This window comes from Nostoc sp. XA010 (assembly GCF_020829625.1).
Lineage (GTDB): Bacteria > Cyanobacteriota > Cyanobacteriia > Cyanobacteriales > Nostocaceae > Nostoc.
This window is the reverse complement of the sequence record NZ_JAIVFX010000008.1, coordinates 165,494-182,118: the sequence shown is the minus strand read 5'-3', so window position 1 is coordinate 182,118 and position 16,625 is coordinate 165,494. Positions and strand designations below refer to the sequence as shown.

Sequence of the window (16,625 nt, the reverse complement as noted above, 5' to 3'; positions counted from 1 at the left end):
AGTGATTAGCTAAGGATTAATGACCAATGACCAATGACTAATTAATTAAAAAAGGTAATAAATATAAACCCATGACAATGGGAAAACGAACTCAAGCCGCAGCACTGGAAGTCCGGTTGCTGCGGGAAGGTATTATTGAATCCAGGCATATAGTCCAGGCTGTTGTATGCGACGAACGAGGACGGGTTCTAACCGTTGCCGGAAATTCTGAAACTGCTGCATTTATCCGTTCAGCGCTCAAACCATTTCAGGCACTTGCAGTCACCACCACAGGTACACTGGAACGCTATGATCTCAGCGATCGCGACTTAGCAATTATCACAAGTTCCCATAAAGGAAGAATAGATCAAGTCCGACAGGTATTTAACATTCTTTGGCGGGCCGATCTTGACCCGACTATACTCCAGTGTCCAATTCCTGAAGGTAAGCACAGTCCTTTGGAATACAATTGCTCTGGTAAACATGCGGGAATGTTAGCTGTTTGTCAGCAACGCCGTTGGCCCTTGAATAACTACTTGGATCGCAAGCACCCAATACAGCAGTTGATTTTGGGCAAAGTAGCAGAATTGCTACGAATGCCAGCTGAAGAATTTATCAGCGCTCATGATGACTGTGGCGTACCAACTTATCTGATGCAACTCGGTCACATGGCATCTTTATATGCATTGTTAGCCTCTAGTACCAATCTGGATATGGAGCGCATTGTCCGTGCTATGACTCATCACCCCGCGATGGTCGCTGGAGATGGAGAATTTGATACGGAACTGATGCGCTTAACTCCAGGGGAACTGGTTAGTAAAACTGGTGCCGAAGGAGTGCAGTGCATTGGTAGACTCGGTGAAGGCTTGGGATTGGCAATTAAAGTTATGGATGGGGCAAAACGAGCAAAATACGCCGTGGCTATTCACTTACTCCAGCAAATGGGTTGGATTAGTCCCAGCGCCGCCGAAAGCCTCAGTGAAAAGTTTGTCAGCTTGGGAAAATACAAGCGTTTAGAAGTAATTGGAGAATTATCATTTTTGTAGTTGCCAAACTCTTGACTATAGGTTATGATAAAAAAGTCAAGAGCGACGCGGGATAGAGCAGCCTGGTAGCTCGTCGGGCTCATAACCCGAAGGTCAGTGGTTCAAATCCACTTCCCGCCACCAAATAAAAGATAAAACAAAAACCCTACAATCATTGAAGATTGCAGGGTTTTTGTTTTATTTTGATCTATTCTGGAAGAAATAGCCATTTAAAAGGCGCGGAAAATCATGGTTGTGAAGTTGCAGCGACCAATTTTAGTGGGAGGATTGGGACTTTCCTTTTCTCTGTGGATGTTACAAAGTTGGCACGATTCTATAGTGCAGGTGGGTGAATTTGGTTTATTGAGTGCCTTAGCTGTAGGCGGTGGTTTGTGGTTATTCCAAAAAAATCGCCCAAAAGACAGTTTAGAGCAGCTAGATAGTATAGTGGTGGATCGGGCGACTGTCGAAAGTGCGATCGCTAAAACTGAAACTGTAATTAACCAACTGGCACAAGAAGCAGAAAACCACACAGCATTAGAGACACTTAGAGAACAAGTTGCCCAATTGTTGTTGGAGTTAGACAGACAACAAATTAAAGTTTCTGTGACTGGCGGTAAATCCGTAGGTAAAAGTACTTTAATTAAAGTGCTAAAGGAAAATGTCGAGACACGAAATTTGGTGTCTTTAGAAGAAACAGCACCTTTATTTAGAGAAGCGGGTGACAATTCAGATGCAGCTGTTTTAGCAGAAGTGGCAAAATCTGATTTTGTTTTGTTCCTGACAACCGGTGATTTGACAGACTCAGAATTTCAAGCCTTACAGCAGCTAAAAGCAGCAAATCAGCCCACAATCCTGGTTTTGAACAAACAAGACCAGTATTTAGCCGATGAAAGCGCCAGCGTCTTGCTGTCATTAAAACAGCGAATACAGGGAAATGTAGTTGCAACTGCGGCCTCTCCCATTCCCATCAAAGTCCGAAAGCATGAGACTGATGGTTCTGTGCAAGAGTGGATGGAACAACCAGCGCCAAATATCCAGCAGTTGACTCAGCAGTTGGGTGAACTTTTGACACAGCAGGAACAAGGGCTAGTTTGGTTAACAACCATGAGAAAAACAGGGTTGTTGAAAGCTGAGGCGAAAAACTGGTTGAATGGAACTAGACGCGATCGCGCTACCCCAATTATTGAACAATATCAATGGATAGCTGCTGCTGCTGCCTTTGCTAACCCAGTTCCAGCCCTTGACATCCTTGCAACTGCGGCAATTAATGCTCAGATGGTAATGGATTTGGGTAATATCTATCAGCAGAAATTTTCCTTAGAACAGGCGCAAACCGTAGCTGGAACAATGGGAAGTTTGATGCTGAAACTGGGTTTAGTTGAACTTTCTACAAAAGCTATTAGTACTGTTCTGAAAAGCAATGCCGTTACCTTCGTTGCTGGCGGCGTAGTGCAGGGAGTAAGTGCAGCTTATCTGACCAGGGTGGCAGGGTTAAGTCTAGTTGAATATTTCCAACAGCAGGAAATAGCAATAGATTCTGGCACTGGTTTGAATTTGGAGAATTTGCGGCAAACCTTACAAAAGGTATTTGGGCAAAATCAGCAGATTGGTTTTTTGCAGGGGTTTGTTAAGCAAAGCATGAAGCGTTTGTTGCCAGAGGTGCAGCAGGTTGAAGTCGTTGGTATTCAGAAAGCGGTGGGATAATCTGATGCAGAAGATTACCAAATTTTAGATTTTAGATTTTGGATTTTGGATTGAATAATTCAAAATCCAAAATTTAAACTTGGTTTCAAGCTCCCAATTTTAAGCTGGGATCAAAAATAAATAAACATCTTTGTTTCAAGAAAGATGATTCATCAATATGGTCAATCTAAAATCTAAAATTGGCTAACAGTCGCCTAGTACTCTAGGTGAACCTAAAATTTACCCAAGCCTAAACATAGGCTTGGGTGTATTTAACAATTATTGTGATTAGGAGTTAACAAAAAATTGTGAATAAGGGTAGTTAGCTAAACAGCACCACTGTTTCTATTAAACAGAATAGCTATAGTTTTGAAAATTAGCTTTAAATCGTACACCAAACTCCAATTTTTTTGATACTGCAAATCCAGACGAATTACATCTTCAAAACTACGGACTGTAGAACGCCCGTTTACTTGCCATTCGCCAGTCATACCAGGTTTAACATCTAAACGTTGCCACTCCGGTACTTCGTAGCGTTCCACTTCATCGGGTGTAGGTGGTCGAGTACCTACTAAGCTCATCTCTCCTTTGAGGACGTTCCAAAATTGGGGTAATTCATCAAGACTAGTTCGCCGTAAAAAGCGCCCTATTTTGGTAATTCTGGGGTCATTCTCATTCTTGAAAAAAGCACCTTGCACTTGGTTTTGAACTTGGGATTTCTTCGCTTCTGCATCCACACACATAGAGCGGAATTTCCAAATCTTAAACCGTTTCCCCATCCAACCACAACGGATTTGACTAAAGAAAATCGGCCCGGGATCATTAATTTGAATAGCGATCGCAATCGGAATAAATAAAACTCCTGTAATTAATAAACCGATCACTGACCCCACAATGTCTAACAACCGTTTCATCCAAGATGCCACAGAAGGGTGAGTAGTGGGTAATTGCTCTACTTTACGGGAAGTTGTCTTGCGATTATCTAATAAGTCTTTCTGTTTTATTAGCGACCCATCATTTACAAGCTCAAAGGGAAAAACCTGATCCAATCCTGTGAGTTTTAGGACTGCCATTACTTGAGGTGTTACATTTCGCAGTGTTAATGTAATCCCTTGAGTCTGAGAGTATTTAAAATTACTGACCAGGGCACCTAAGCCACTACTATCCATAAAAGTAGTTTGGTGAAAGTCAATGATGATTTGCTTAGGATGTGAATTGGGCTGGATTAAGCTTTGGCAGGTTTGCTTAAAGCCTAAAGCCTCCAGCACGCTCAACCGCTTAGGCATCTGCACTATAGCCGTGTCGTTTAGGGAATTAACTGGAAAATCGACCTCTGTCGGTTGGCTAGTCATGAAGCTCTGCACTTTCGTTGCCATGTATAATGTAATCTGCCAAACATTACTTTGTCCTAGAAAATTACCTAACCTAATATTGGAATCAGTAGTAATAAGGACTAATTGCGATTTACCGGGGCTGAGATTGGAGATCGCTAGCGACGATTCACAATAGAACAAGAAGCCAAAAAAGATCCTTGTTGTTGTGCCGCCGCAGCGCGATCGCGTTGCTCTCATCAAATGATTGCTAAAAATACGGTTACACCTACCGCACGCCTAATTGAAATCTTTTCTGCCATTCAAGGGGAAGGACTAAATGTAGGGACGCGTCAGATATTTATTCGTTTTGCTTTGTGTGATTTGCGCTGTCAGTTTTGTGATAGTGTCCACACTTGGAATGCACCTGCTAGTTGTCGGATAGAGCGATCGCCTGGATTGCGCGACTTTGAAATCCACTCTAACCCTGTCTTTTTACCCACACTAATTGAATGGGTTGAACGACAAAATGTACCTTCTCTACACGATAGCATTAGCTTAACTGGAGGCGAACCACTTCTTCATGCCCCATTTTTAACCCAGTTTCTACCCGAAGTGCGAGCCATAACTGGTCTACCTATATACTTAGAAACTGGCGGACATCGCCCAGAACAACTGGCAATGATTCTCCCTTACTTAGACTCTGTAGGTATGGATTTAAAATTGCCCAGTGTTAGCGGCGAAAGTCATTGGCAAGAACATGCTAAATTTCTCCAATTATGTCTTGACTCATATTTAAATGTTTTTGTCAAGATAATTGTGTCTCAAAACACAGATCCAGCCGAGTTGGAACGTTCAGCTTTGTTGGTGGCAGAGGTTAGTCCAGATATCTCAGTATTTTTACAACCTGTTACGCCTTTAGCAGTATCTGAACAATTCTCCTCAATACCTGTGTTTGCCCCTACGGCTGATCAAGTTTTAACGTGGCAAGCTTTGATGAAGGGCTTTCTCAAGCATGTACGTGTGATCCCTCAGACGCATAAAATGCTGAACCAGCTGTAAAATTTGAGTTTGATAAAGATGTAGTCAAGAAAAAAGTAAGATTGTATGAAAGGCAGTTAAAAGCAAAATACTTTTTGAAGGATATTTCTCCAACGCTCACAGAGAAATTATTCAACAGGCGATCGCTTAATTACAAGCTTTTATAAAACTTCGCCCAGATACTTGCCACACAAGGAAAGTGCTGGCATTCAAACTGATTTAAGCTGTTCTACATTTGAATTGCATATACTGGGCGGGCAGGACTTCGCCGTGAGCGCTCAGTCGAACGCTGCCCACCCCACAAGATTCAAGAATCACCGTGCGTTCACGCCGGGGAGTGTCAAAATTTCAGTTCATAAATTAGTGAGCGAGCAACCGGATTCTCTGATCGCTTTTCGGGATCACTCCATAGTGTAGCGTTATAAAATTGAACTGATTTTACTTGCTCGATAGTGGGGTAATTACGGCTAATTGTTTCCCAGAGGGAACTGACCTGTTGCTCTTTCTCAATTGCAGTTTTCGCCTTTTTAATTGGGTAAAAAACATTCCTAGCTAAGGAATTAAACTTTACAGGCCCCATTTTTTTCTTGAAGTCTCTTAAATCAAAGCTGAGAAGCGCACCCGTTGCACTTACAGGAACAATTTCCAGACTTTCTACTTGGGGACCTAAAATTTCCGAAAACGTTGGATAGCAGGCAAGTGGCCAAGCCCCTGTTCTTCCACTTAAACCCAGTACGCTATTGCCAATAATTAATGAAACAGCGAAAACTGTCAGTACTTGCGAATAAATCGGCAGTTGGAAATTTCGTTTTTTAGTTTCAGGAATCTCAGCTTGAGGCCGACTACAAGTACGAGAATCAGCAACACGCCGATAAATACGTTTACCAATCTCTGGTATAGGCCACACATACAGCAAAGGTAAAATCAGCCAGAAAATGGGTATGCGTGGTGCTAAAACACGATAGGCATAGTAACCCTTCCATGACTTTCTTTGGAGAACTACGTGCATATCAGCCAATAGGGCCTGGTAGTCTAACCAAAGAAGATTGTGGGTGGTTAGGGCTTCATTATTCAGCGCATTGACAAATGTTAATCGGCCAAAAATATCAAAGACTTTTAAACTTGCAATTGTCCGACGACAAAGTTTGCAATTTCCGTCGTATGCAACATACATGTCTATGGGAAAAAGCCGATTCCCTATCCATCTAAAAATAGCATACCAATCAAAGAAAGCCACGTAGCAAGTTTGGAGAAGTAAGAATTTAATATGCATTACTAGACCAATCATATTATGCAAAAGCAGCCCTCCAAAAGCTGCTATGTATCTAGTTGCAGGTAAGAATATTAGAAAAATAAAACCTAATTCCAAAAAGATTGAGCCAATAGCTGACAGGCGAGATAAGACTGGATATCCATCTAATCTTAAAAGCGGGTTCCAGCCATCTACTTGATACCACTCAAGCCATTTGGAAAATATTTGATACTTGAGATTGTCACTGAATGCCCAATCAAAACCGGATGTCCATAATTTATGAAATCCTGGAAAGAAATAAATGATCCCAAATAAAATCCAGATGAAACGTAACGGTAATGCATAAACTCTAGAAAGACCAGGAGGTTCCATTTGGCCGCGATCGGCTCGTTTCCAGGCCATGAAAATAGCATCTAATGACAACACATCGGCACATCGACTAAGACCGAGAATCGCAGCAAACCATAATAAATGATGGTAGTGGTCAACTTTACCAAAAAATTGGGGAATACCCAGAACGTAGAAACTGAAGATTACGGTCAGCCATGCTGAGGTACGAGTAAAAAGCCCAATCATGGCTGTAAATGAACAAATAATTAATAGCCAACAAGCTGTCTGAGTTAGTGCTGCATTTATTGGAATATGAGAAAATAGCCACCTTGAACCTAAAGGTATAAACAAAAGGTCTTTAGGGAATTGACTTAGCCACACAACTTTAGAGAAATTGTGATTAACTTCCCCAAATATAGTTCCAAATAAAAATATCCGAAATATAGCCAGGTTGATGGGATATGTTGTTCCTGCGAAATATTCTCTAATTATTTTTACGACATTAGTACGTTTCTGGACTCCCAAAACCAAGATTTGAATACAAATACCAATGAAGATGATTCTTGAAAATTGGATTCTAGTTGCTATTTGATTGGGAAATATAAGATATATCAACCAAATAGCTATAGGCCATACAATAGCAAAATATGCATGAAAAAATACAGTTTTGTGATATTTATACAGGCTCTCTACTTGTTCCTTTAAAGATGTGTTTGATTCCATAAAATTAATACCTCCACTGCTGAAGATTTGAGTTTTTACTTATGTTGTTTAACTTTACTTTTATTAAGTTTTGAATAATTGTTGTGCAAATCTTGGTTAGTAATACCATGAAATAATCTGACTAGCCAATACTTACCGACTTGAAAGCGGTGTTTGAGGGTTGGCATTCGCAGCAGCAGATAAACTAATCGGCGAGTAATGTGGGCTAAACGTCCCTTCAAATTGATGAAGCCGAGGCTAGAGACGATCGCTGTGTTTGTGCCCAGAGTGAGCATTTCTCCCAGATGGAGATAGTGAAAGTAGCGCAGAGATCGCTTTGTGAGAGACGCTCGGAGGTTATAAGCTGCACAGCTTGCCTGTTGATAAGCGGCTTGGGCTGTGGTGGGGATTTGTTTTCCTCGTCGCTCACGGATATCGGCTAAATCTCCCAGAGCAAAGACTTCCGGATGATCCACAAGTTGTAGTGTAGGACGAGTCAACAGTTGACCTTGACTATTTTGTTGGTAATTAAGATCCTGCAATGAGCGGCTAACGCAAGTCCCAGCAGTCCAAAGCACCAAGTCTATAGGGAGTGTTTTGATGTTACCCTGATGTTCCAGGATAATGAAGTCAGAACCAATAGATTGAATGTTGGTTTTGAGGTCTATTTTTACTTGACGCTCTGCTAATGCCCGATGGGCTGTTCTTTGGCTAAAGGTTGTGAAAGACTTTAAAAGTTGTTCCCCTCGTTCGATGAGGTGTATGTGACCTCGATCCTGCAAGCGGTCAGCAAGCTTGCCCGCTAACTCTACACCACTTGGGCCACCACCTGCGATCGCTATTCGAATAATTGGCTGGTCAGAAGCTTCTAGAGATCGCAGTTGTTCATCAAGCCGTTCTGCATCAGCTAGTGTGCGAAAGGAGAAAGCATGAGTAGCAGCACCAGGAACCATTTCTAACGAGGCTTCTCTTCCAATTGCCAAAACAAGGCGGTCATAGGTCAAAACTTGCCCATCTTGCAATTGCACTTGGCAATTATTGAGATCAATCTGCTCTACTACACCTCGACAAAACTGAATATTAGTACCTAGCAGCAATTTCAAATAAGGAGGTGCAATTTCCCATAGCTGGAGTTCTTGGGTAAGTAACTCGTAGAGGAATGGTGTAAATAGAAAGCGATCATTTTGATCTACCAGAGTAATCTGGGGTTTTGGCGATCGCTTCCAAGACAATTTCTCTAAGTGCAAGGCAGTGTATATCCCAGCAAATCCACCACCCAGAATACATATTCGAGCAGGGGTAACAGTCATAAACCTTCATTATCTATAGGGGAGTTAAACATTGCAGCTTTGGAATTGTCCATTAATCAGCCCGAAGTTTCGGGGATTGCCTTGTTTATTGGAAGGACAACTTAGTTAGTTTTCCGACAGGCTGTGAAATCTGGGACAAAGCGCTATCTTCAGCCTTCGTGCAACGTGTCGCACACAAGACAAGATGGGGTAGTTTACTACCTTGTTTGATAATTGAATTTACCTGGGAAGCGAGCTTTACTTTTTACAAAATTATTCTGTCGTTATAATAAACTATCTTTGGCAACTTAGTGTTTATACGTAGGGGTTGGTGAAACGGGTGTTTAGCTGAAATCCTGATGTAGTATGGGTTATAAAAATATAAAAAACTTTTCAATTTACTGATTACCGTCTAATTAGCCCAATCCAAATAACCCTAAAAGGTTTTGATATGAAAAACTGTCCCTCTCCGAGTTGGAGAGGGGCAGACTCGAACTTTAGTTCAAAGCAGGGAGAGTTTGATCGAACTCACCTTGATTTAGGTATTGTGTGGAGTGAGCAATATCCACCCAACCTAATTTCTGGTTTCTACAGTACGCCCTCGTCTGGAGTTTTGGATTTAGCTTTTGCCTTATTAGCACTGCGTTTGAGGGCAGAGAGCCTTGCTTCGTATTTCGACCGTTGGCGCTTACTAGGAGTATTATCAATCAGGGTTTTCAAGGCGCTACCTAGACTCTTGTAGGCATTGGGGAGGCTATAACCAAACCGAGTTGCCAAAGCGATCGCTTTCTCATCAGCATTGATCAATTCTCTCAGTTGCTTTTCCCCACTATTCTTTTGGTACAATCGCCAGCCTGACACGCCACACAGCGACAAAGCTAACACCAGAAGCAATCCATCTTGTACCCACAATTCGCCTACAGCACCACCTAAACCGATGGCTAGTGCTGCCATTTCCCAACCATCTTTAGGAATTGTGTCATTTTGAACGCGAGCAACTTCATGCCAGAACAGCAGATTACGCTGATCCATTGCGAGGGCATCCCATTTCACCAAGTCAATTTGAATTTCTACCTGGTCTTTACCAATTTCTTCGCAACGAACCAGGGGTGGATTGACCTCAGTTGTGCCTTCAACCGTGACCCAGCTCTGTAATTCTGGCGGTAATAAGCCTTTCAACCGCCGTAGTTCACTCATTTCCGCTTTGGCAGAGGAGGTTGCATAGGATGTCATAATATCCAGCCCCAGAAAATTTCAGTTTATATAGTGAGGGTATCACTTTGGAGTATAGCTATTTAAGTGATGATCCGTCTCACTCGCCCTTAAAACTTCCTCGCTTTTTTCGCGCTTCCATTGCCTTTTCTAACAAATCTAGCAATCCTGGGGCTTCTTCTTGGATACTGAGTAACAGTCTTTCGCCAAGTTCTATATTCCCCGGATCAAAACCTGTTGCCATAACTTCTTTCAGGCGAGGTATTGCTATGCTATCCACAATCTGGATTAACCCACTAAGACAACGGTGAAATTGTTTTTCTGTAAGAATCGAGTCTTCTAAAGGAAACTCAATAATGGCACGAATTTCGCCATCAGATGGGTCATATTCCCATTGCAACATTTTGGTTTCCCAGGAAATGGCAAGCATTGTCTGTAGGATAACTCCCTTGTGAGGATGGTCTTGAATTCCTGCCAGAACTTGAGGGGCAAATACCCGGAAAAATTTTCCCTCTTCATCCAACTGAACAACTATTAGAAAATCTTCTAAGTTATCAGCCTCCACACCTGTTATAATTCGGTCTTCTTCATCATCAAAACGGTAGTCCCAACCAAGGTTGTCTAAATAGTTGGCAATCTGTTTGAGGTTAGCTCCCATAAAAGCCTCATAAGGAACGGTGGAGCAGCTGTTACCAGACCTAGTTTAACCTGCTAGAGGTAGTTGTTTAGGTTGGTGTGGCTACTTCCGATCGCATAGAAGTATGCAATTAGGGTATTGGGCATTGAAGATAGGAAAAATAGATGATCGTTCGGCGCTGTGAATGATATTTTCTGAAGGACTCTTGTTAATTATTAAAGAAGCAAAAATCACTATTTTTCAAATCTTAGCCAGTTAGTGAAATTTTAATATTTTCTTCTAGTTTGAATTGATTTCTCACTAAACTAAGTATACTGGCAGGATTTTAAATCAAAATTGAAAGCTGAAGCCAAGGTTAGATACTTTATACATAGCATCTGATACTTTTGAAAATACAAGTAAAACCTTAAACTACCGTATTTAAAAGCGAATAAATATAGCACAGAGGCTGGCAACTAAACTTTGCACCTGTATAAGTTTCGCTCAAAGTTTTTCTCCCACAACTTCACACCAAGCAGCAGCAAAAAATCCATCTGGGTGCTGACTCCATTCTCGTAAAGCACGACTCATTGCTGTAAGCGATTGCTCATCAGTCCAACCTTTCTCTACAGTTCCATCCACCTTTGCAGAAGCCTCAATGAACAGCGCCAAATATTCTGTAGCTTCACTCAACGGCTCATAACATTCATAAGAAGCCGAAACTTTGATATTAGTAAACCCACTTTGGCGCAGCAAGGCGCGTAACTCTCTGCCTACGTAAGGATTACCAGAATTTTGCTGCTGGAGGCACTTGTAATAAGATAATGCTTTTTCCAGTTCTGGTGTAGACGGCGCAATCAAAAACCCGCCCCAGTCAGGACTACGAAGCCCAACAATTCCCCCCGGTTTCAAAACTCGCCACAGTTCTCGTAACGCCTGCGTCGGTTCTTGGAGATGCTCAAACAGTGCATGGGAAAAGATTGCATCAAATGAGTTATCCGGGAAGGGTAAAGCATAAATATTCGCCTCCAGAAAATTAGCATTACTAACACCTTGGGTAAAAGCAGTCTCAGCAGCTATCTGGATTTGAGAAGCTTCGCGATCGATACCTGTAAGCGTACCAGGAGCGATCGCTTTTGCTAAACCCAAAGCGATCGTCCCAGGCCCGCAACCGCAATCTAACAATTTCATCCCTGGACGTAAATAAGGCTTGAAAAACGCACCATGAGTATCTAAGCTGCGTTTTGCCATGAAATTCGTCGCATTACTTGAATAGCCTGGAGTATACTTTTCCTGCATTGCTCTGATTCCCTGCAATATTTGTATGAGTATCATAAGCAGGTACTTTTCAGATGTCCAATATATATTTAAATAAAATTGAAACTTATAAAATATCAAAAAAATGGAACTGCGACATTTGCGCTACTTTATTGCTGTGGCTGAGGAACTGCACTTCACTAGAGCCGCCGAGCGATTGCACATTGCTCAACCCCCCTTAAGCCAGCAAATTCAGCAACTAGAGGCGCAATTAGGGGTAGAACTGTTTCACCGTAAAACCAAGCGACAGGTGCAGTTAACGGAAGCTGGACAAGTATTTTTGCAAGAAGCTTATCAACTTTTAGCTCAATTGGAAAAGGCAATTGAGCTAACCCAAAAAACAGGAAGAGGTGAAAAGGGACAATTGCGAGTCGGATTTACCAGTTTAGTAACTTACGATTTGCTTCCTGTAATTTTGCGACGGTTTCGAGAACAGTTTCCAGAAGTAGAGTTGATTTTGCAGGAATTAACCACAACTCAACAAGAGCAAGCGCTACAAGAACGTCGCATCCATGTAGGCTTTGCCCATCCACCATTAGAAGACAACACACTCAATCAAGAGTGCATTCAGCGAGAAGCTTTAATTGTGGCTATGTTAGAAACTCATCCCTTAGCTGAACAAGAAAAGATTTCAGTGCGATCGCTAGTAAACGAAAACTTTATCATGTTCCCTCGCCATTTGGGGCCTGGACTTTACGACCAAATCGTAAGTCTTTGCCAGCAAGGAAATTTCAGCCCGAAAGTGACTCAAGAAGCGATTCAGATGCAGACAATTATCGGGTTGGTTTCAGCCGGAATGGGAATTGCGATCGCACCGTCTTCATTGCAAAATCTTCAAAGGGCTGGTGTAGTTTATCGTCCTGTAGAGGAGAAAACACCATTGGTAGAAACGGCTATAGTGTGGCGGGAAGAAGATATGACACCTGTACTAAAGGAATTTCTGCAAGTTGTCATGAGTGTCTTTTAAGAGATGACGACTTTCTGCTTGCAAAGACGCTATGCGAACAAGAGTTAGCTTTATTTTTGCCAATCTATATTATTTCGTAAAAAAAAATTGCTAGGTTGTCAATGTATTATTGAAATGGAAAATCTTAAATCAAGCACCGCCATAAATTGGAATTAAACCCGTGTCTGCTAAAGATGCTTTTCATACAATTGTCAAAACAGCACTTGAGAAAGAAGGGTGGTTAATCACTCACGATCCTTATGCTCTCCAGGCGGGAACACTTGAGCTATATGTTGATTTAGGAGCAGAAAAAGTTATTGCAGCCGAAAAACAAGGACAAAAAATAGCTGTTGAAATTAAAAGTTTTCTAAATCCGTCAAAAATCACAGAACTTTATGCTGCATTAGGACAATTTATCATTTACCGAATTGCTTTACAAAAACAAGAAGCTAATCGTACTTTATATTTAGCGGTTCCTAGTACTGTTTACAATGATTTTTTTATTCTTCCATTTATTCAATCTGTCATTCAAACTAATCAACTCTGTTTACTAATTTATAATATTGAACAGGAGGCAATAGACCAATGGCAAAGCTAGACGAATATCGACAATATATTAAGAATTTACTTCAACAACACGCTAGTATTGTTTGGGATAATCGCATTCAAGCACAGGCAATTTATGATACAGAACACGATCATTATCAATTAGTTTATGTAGGTTGGCGCGAGCAAGACCGCATATATGGGCCTGTTCTTCATCTAGATATTATTAACGATAAAATCTGGATTCAGCAAGATGGAACAGAGGTAGGAATTGCTAATGAATTGGTTGAATTAGGTGTACCAAAAGAGGATATTGTTTTAGGTTTTCAGTTACCATGTGTGCGTAAATATACAGATTTTGCTGTTAGTTAATTGAATTTATTAAAAATAGCGATCGCTCTCTTTCTTTGCTTTATATTGTTTGGTTAAAAAAGAGCGATCGCTATTAGACAGAATAGAACTCAAATTGGGAATATTGAGTAAAGCACAGGCATTTGCTGGGTAGTACCAAAAATTATAGGTATTGTATCTAAGGATTAAACCCAACACTATTGTAAATGTTGTCCTCTAGACCTTGGCTAATTGCATTATCCCTATCCTCAATAGTTTTAGGTTTTCCCTGATATTTTAAACAGCCTGCTACATCATCTAATTTAATTTCTAGAAAAGGTTTCTTAGGCTTTAAAATAATTCCATCACCCATATCAATAATAATAAATTCTTGACCTACTTCCCATTGATGAGCTTCCCGCAAAGATTCGGGAATAATTACTTCTCATTGGGGAGACAATTTTGTAGTTTCCATTATATTTAGAAGTAAAAAATTAAGAGTAATATAAAAATTTTAGCATTTTTGATTATTCCAATTTCTCCTCTTCCTCTGTGTTCTCTGCGCCTCTGCGGTTCATAAAAAAAAGGACGAACCCGAAAGTTCGCCCATAACATAGTCTTATGCTGTTGCTCAATCCAAACTCAAATCTAAATCTTCGCTTCTTCTCTCACCAACTTATCCCAACCTAAATCTTTCAAATTATTATTCCGACGCAACGGACGAGTCACCAACTCTAACATGTCACGCGCATTCGTAAAGCCGTGAATTTGAGCAAAAGTGAATTCCACAGACCACTTTGTATTAATACCGCGTGCTTCCAATGGATTAGCATGAGCCATACCAGTAATTACCAAATCTGGTTTCAACTCATAAATCCGTTGAAGTTGATTGTAATTATCCGGCTTCTCCACAATCCTTGGCAGGGGTGAATTCATTTCCTGGCAAGTTTTCTCCAGCAATGCCAACTCAGCAGCTTGGTAGCGCTTATCCATGTAGGGAATGCCGATTTCATGAACTGTCATCCCACAACGGATTAAGAATCTTGCTTGGGAAACTTCCAGCAAGTTATCACCCATGAAGAATACAGACTTACCACGAATCAGTTTCACGTAATCTTCCAAACCTGCCCAAATTTGGGCTTCCCGTTCATCCAAACCCTTGGGAGTAATACCGAACACCGAGCAGATTTTCTCAATCCAAGCGCGGGTGCCATCGGGGCCAATGGGGAAGGGTGCGCCAATGAGTTTACACTTGCGGCGGCGCATTAAGGTAGTAGCTGTGCGGCTGAGGAAGGGGTTGACACCAGCGACATAATACCCTTCTTCCAGTACTGGCAATTCTGTGAAGCGCTTTGCGGGTAGCCAGCCGGAAACTTTGATGCCTTGTCTCTTCAGTTCCAAGGTTAACTGAGTAACTACGGGGTCGGGAAGAGAGCCAAAGAGAACCAGTGGTGGATGATCCACGTATTCAGATTCATCTTGGGCGACATCTTCTTTCTTTTTACCAAAGTTGAGCAATTTAGCGATCGCATTACGTTCAATTTTCTCTGTTTCCGCCACCGGAGCCTTATCAGGGCAACGGTTAGCCATAGCAGCTAATACGGTGTCTTCCCCTTGGGTAAAGGCGTAATCTAGACCATTTGCCCGTGCTACAACGATGGGAATCCCAATTTCAGATTCCAGCTTCGGTGCTAAACCTTCCAAATCTGTTTTGATAATTTCCGTGGTGCAAGTGCCAATCCAAACAATTACACTAGGATTGCGATCGCGTTTAATCTGCAAGCACAACCGCTTTAACTCTTCATAATCACTCAGTTGTGCCGAAATATCGCCCTCTTCCAACTCTGCCATTGCATAACGGGGTTCAGCAAAAATCATCACCCCCATCGCATTTTGCAGGAAGTAGCCACAAGTTTTTGTCCCAATTACCAAAAAGAAGCTATCTTCAATTTTTTGGTATAACCACGCGACGCAGCTAATTGGGCAAAAGGTATGGTAATTTCCAGTTTCACATTCAAAGCTTAAAGCTTCTGGTTGTTGAGCGACAGTCATTTTGGTTTTTTCTCCCCTTGATATTTAATAGCATGTCAACGAATTTTAGATTTTAGATTGATAATTTTGGATTGAAGACTGGGACAACAAAAGTATCCTCTGTCTGACGACAATTTCCCTAATTCCTCATCCAAAATCCCAAATCTAAAACTTAAATTGCGAGGAACGGCAATAATTAAGCGTTGGGGAAGAGACGGGCAATTTCTGATTCATCAAAAACGCCTGCTGGTAGTTCTTCCCCCAAAAAATCGTTATTTTCTTTAGCTTTTTGCAAAGCTATTTCATCACTCCAGACATCTGACAACACGTCTTTAAACGCATTCTCATCTAGTGGAATATCTTCAAGCGCCTCGTCTTCATCGAGCTTGATTTCCATTGCACCTGTTGTACCGAAGCCCATGTCGCCAAACTCATCTGCTTCTAAAGTAGAGGTTTCGAGAAACTCTTCTTTTGAGTCGTGTCTGTTGGATAAGGAAATATCACCAAAGGCATCTTCGGTTTCCTCTAAATCACTGAGTTCTAGGGTTTGCTCCTCAAAATCCCCAATTGTGACTTCTTCAATTACCCCCATCGCCGCAAAGCTATTTGTATGAGAATGTGTCAAAGTTTCATCTTCAGGCTTTTCGTCAATGACAGCTGCTGCTTCTTCTACGAATCTCTCTACTTCTGGGTTAACGAAGCGATTACCAAGAGCGAAATCTGGGTCAAAATGCAAATCCAGCACTTCAATCAGGGTATCAGCATCAGGATTGAGTTTGGCAAAGGGCAACATTAACTGCGCTAGTTTTGGCTCTAGGGCGTTAACAACTCCCAGGATGAGGTAAGAAGGTGGTCGCTTCCCGCCATCAGGTGTGTACACCGATTCTACTTGCATGTGCAACGTGATCCAGTCCCGATTGTTCTGGAAAAATTGCAACCACTTTTGTTTTAATGAGCCTGTAAAGCTGTGAAAGAATGCCATGTTATTGTCCCCCATCCTGAGAACTTGGTGA

The 16,625-nt window shown here is 41.6% G+C and carries 15 protein-coding genes and 1 tRNA gene; 7 read left to right on the top strand and 9 right to left on the bottom strand.

Annotated features, from left to right (window positions below):
* Positions 1-71: 71 nt before the first annotated feature.
* From LC608_RS14680 to LC608_RS14670, 3 genes are all read left to right on the top strand, one after another.
* Positions 72-1,025 carry an asparaginase gene (locus LC608_RS14680; RefSeq protein ID WP_229554248.1) on the top strand — a complete coding sequence of 318 codons (954 nt, stop codon included), beginning with the start codon at positions 72-74 and terminating at the stop codon, positions 1,023-1,025.
* 46 nt (positions 1,026-1,071) lie between these two features.
* Positions 1,072-1,148: transfer RNA gene (locus LC608_RS14675), tRNA-Met, on the top strand.
* A 105-nt stretch (positions 1,149-1,253) separates the two neighbouring features.
* Entirely contained in the window at positions 1,254-2,711 is a 1,458-nt protein-coding gene (locus tag LC608_RS14670; RefSeq protein WP_229554247.1) for a YcjF family protein, read from the top strand.
* Between the two features lie 305 nt (positions 2,712-3,016).
* Here the strand turns inward: LC608_RS14670 and LC608_RS14665 are convergent, their stop codons facing one another.
* Positions 3,017-4,066, bottom strand: a complete 1,050-nt coding sequence (locus LC608_RS14665; RefSeq protein WP_229554246.1) for an anti-sigma factor antagonist — start codon at positions 4,064-4,066, stop codon at positions 3,017-3,019.
* Positions 4,067-4,264: 198 nt separating this feature from the next.
* Between LC608_RS14665 and LC608_RS14660 the strand changes: the two genes are divergently transcribed.
* Positions 4,265-5,062 (top strand): 7-carboxy-7-deazaguanine synthase QueE, encoded by a 798-nt coding sequence (locus tag LC608_RS14660; RefSeq protein ID WP_229554245.1) that lies wholly within the window; start codon positions 4,265-4,267, stop codon positions 5,060-5,062.
* 319 nt (positions 5,063-5,381) lie between these two features.
* Here the strand turns inward: LC608_RS14660 and LC608_RS14655 are convergent, their stop codons facing one another.
* The 5 genes from LC608_RS14655 to LC608_RS14635 all read right to left on the bottom strand — a co-directional run bounded on the left by LC608_RS14655 (position 5,382) and on the right by LC608_RS14635 (position 11,777).
* The gene (locus LC608_RS14655; protein WP_229554244.1) at positions 5,382-7,346 is read right to left on the bottom strand and encodes a DCC1-like thiol-disulfide oxidoreductase family protein; all 1,965 of its coding nucleotides are present in this window, start codon (positions 7,344-7,346) and stop codon (positions 5,382-5,384) included.
* 35 nt (positions 7,347-7,381) lie between these two features.
* Positions 7,382-8,635, bottom strand: a complete 1,254-nt coding sequence (locus LC608_RS14650; RefSeq protein ID WP_229554243.1) for an NAD(P)/FAD-dependent oxidoreductase — start codon at positions 8,633-8,635, stop codon at positions 7,382-7,384.
* A 567-nt stretch (positions 8,636-9,202) separates the two neighbouring features.
* Positions 9,203-9,847 carry a DUF3318 domain-containing protein gene (locus LC608_RS14645; RefSeq protein ID WP_229554242.1) on the bottom strand — a complete coding sequence of 215 codons (645 nt, stop codon included), beginning with the start codon at positions 9,845-9,847 and terminating at the stop codon, positions 9,203-9,205.
* A 79-nt stretch (positions 9,848-9,926) separates the two neighbouring features.
* Positions 9,927-10,484 (bottom strand): hypothetical protein, encoded by a 558-nt coding sequence (locus LC608_RS14640; protein WP_229554241.1) that lies wholly within the window; start codon positions 10,482-10,484, stop codon positions 9,927-9,929.
* Between the two features lie 462 nt (positions 10,485-10,946).
* Positions 10,947-11,777, bottom strand: coding sequence for a methyltransferase domain-containing protein (locus tag LC608_RS14635; RefSeq protein WP_229554240.1), 831 nt, complete (start codon positions 11,775-11,777; stop codon positions 10,947-10,949).
* Positions 11,778-11,844: 67 nt separating this feature from the next.
* Between LC608_RS14635 and LC608_RS14630 the strand changes: the two genes are divergently transcribed.
* The 3 genes from LC608_RS14630 (at position 11,845) to LC608_RS14620 (ending at position 13,623) form a co-directional block, all read left to right on the top strand.
* On the top strand, positions 11,845-12,726 hold the full coding sequence (locus LC608_RS14630; protein ID WP_229554239.1) for a LysR family transcriptional regulator: 882 nt from the start codon (positions 11,845-11,847) through the stop codon (positions 12,724-12,726).
* Positions 12,727-12,886: 160 nt separating this feature from the next.
* On the top strand, positions 12,887-13,303 hold the full coding sequence (locus tag LC608_RS14625) for a XisH family protein (RefSeq protein ID WP_229554238.1): 417 nt from the start codon (positions 12,887-12,889) through the stop codon (positions 13,301-13,303).
* On the top strand, positions 13,291-13,623 hold the full coding sequence (locus LC608_RS14620; RefSeq protein ID WP_229554237.1) for a XisI protein: 333 nt from the start codon (positions 13,291-13,293) through the stop codon (positions 13,621-13,623). Before LC608_RS14625 ends, LC608_RS14620 begins: the two co-directional genes overlap by 13 nt.
* Before the next feature lie 157 nt (positions 13,624-13,780).
* Here LC608_RS14620 and LC608_RS14615 read toward each other — a convergent pair whose 3' ends face one another.
* The 3 genes from LC608_RS14615 to LC608_RS14605 form a co-directional block, all read right to left on the bottom strand.
* Entirely contained in the window at positions 13,781-14,017 is a 237-nt protein-coding gene (locus LC608_RS14615) for an AbrB/MazE/SpoVT family DNA-binding domain-containing protein (RefSeq protein WP_374108402.1), read from the bottom strand.
* 212 nt (positions 14,018-14,229) lie between these two features.
* Positions 14,230-15,633 (bottom strand): ferredoxin:protochlorophyllide reductase (ATP-dependent) subunit N, encoded by a 1,404-nt coding sequence (locus LC608_RS14610; RefSeq protein WP_229554236.1) that lies wholly within the window; start codon positions 15,631-15,633, stop codon positions 14,230-14,232.
* Between the two features lie 175 nt (positions 15,634-15,808).
* Positions 15,809-16,594, bottom strand: coding sequence for a DUF5331 domain-containing protein (locus tag LC608_RS14605; RefSeq protein WP_229554235.1), 786 nt, complete (start codon positions 16,592-16,594; stop codon positions 15,809-15,811).
* Positions 16,595-16,625: the final 31 nt, after the last annotated feature.

Excerpts from the sequence above, each read along its gene's own strand:
- LC608_RS14670 (WP_229554247.1), top strand. The coding sequence starts at position 1,254 with ATGGTTGTGAAGTTGCAGCGACCAATTTTAGTGGGAGGATTGGGACTT.
- LC608_RS14650 (WP_229554243.1), bottom strand. The coding sequence starts at position 8,635 with ATGACTGTTACCCCTGCTCGAATATGTATTCTGGGTGGTGGATTTGCT.
- LC608_RS14655 (WP_229554244.1), bottom strand. The coding sequence starts at position 7,346 with ATGGAATCAAACACATCTTTAAAGGAACAAGTAGAGAGCCTGTATAAA.
- LC608_RS14635 (WP_229554240.1), bottom strand. The coding sequence starts at position 11,777 with ATGATACTCATACAAATATTGCAGGGAATCAGAGCAATGCAGGAAAAG.
- LC608_RS14605 (WP_229554235.1), bottom strand. The coding sequence starts at position 16,594 with ATGGCATTCTTTCACAGCTTTACAGGCTCATTAAAACAAAAGTGGTTG.
- LC608_RS14660 (WP_229554245.1), top strand. The coding sequence starts at position 4,265 with ATGATTGCTAAAAATACGGTTACACCTACCGCACGCCTAATTGAAATC.
- LC608_RS14665 (WP_229554246.1), bottom strand. The coding sequence starts at position 4,066 with ATGGCAACGAAAGTGCAGAGCTTCATGACTAGCCAACCGACAGAGGTC.
- LC608_RS14645 (WP_229554242.1), bottom strand. The coding sequence starts at position 9,847 with ATGACATCCTATGCAACCTCCTCTGCCAAAGCGGAAATGAGTGAACTA.
- LC608_RS14610 (WP_229554236.1), bottom strand. The coding sequence starts at position 15,633 with ATGACTGTCGCTCAACAACCAGAAGCTTTAAGCTTTGAATGTGAAACT.
- LC608_RS14640 (WP_229554241.1), bottom strand. The coding sequence starts at position 10,484 with ATGGGAGCTAACCTCAAACAGATTGCCAACTATTTAGACAACCTTGGT.
- LC608_RS14620 (WP_229554237.1), top strand. The coding sequence starts at position 13,291 with ATGGCAAAGCTAGACGAATATCGACAATATATTAAGAATTTACTTCAA.
- LC608_RS14680 (WP_229554248.1), top strand. The coding sequence starts at position 72 with ATGACAATGGGAAAACGAACTCAAGCCGCAGCACTGGAAGTCCGGTTG.
- LC608_RS14630 (WP_229554239.1), top strand. The coding sequence starts at position 11,845 with ATGGAACTGCGACATTTGCGCTACTTTATTGCTGTGGCTGAGGAACTG.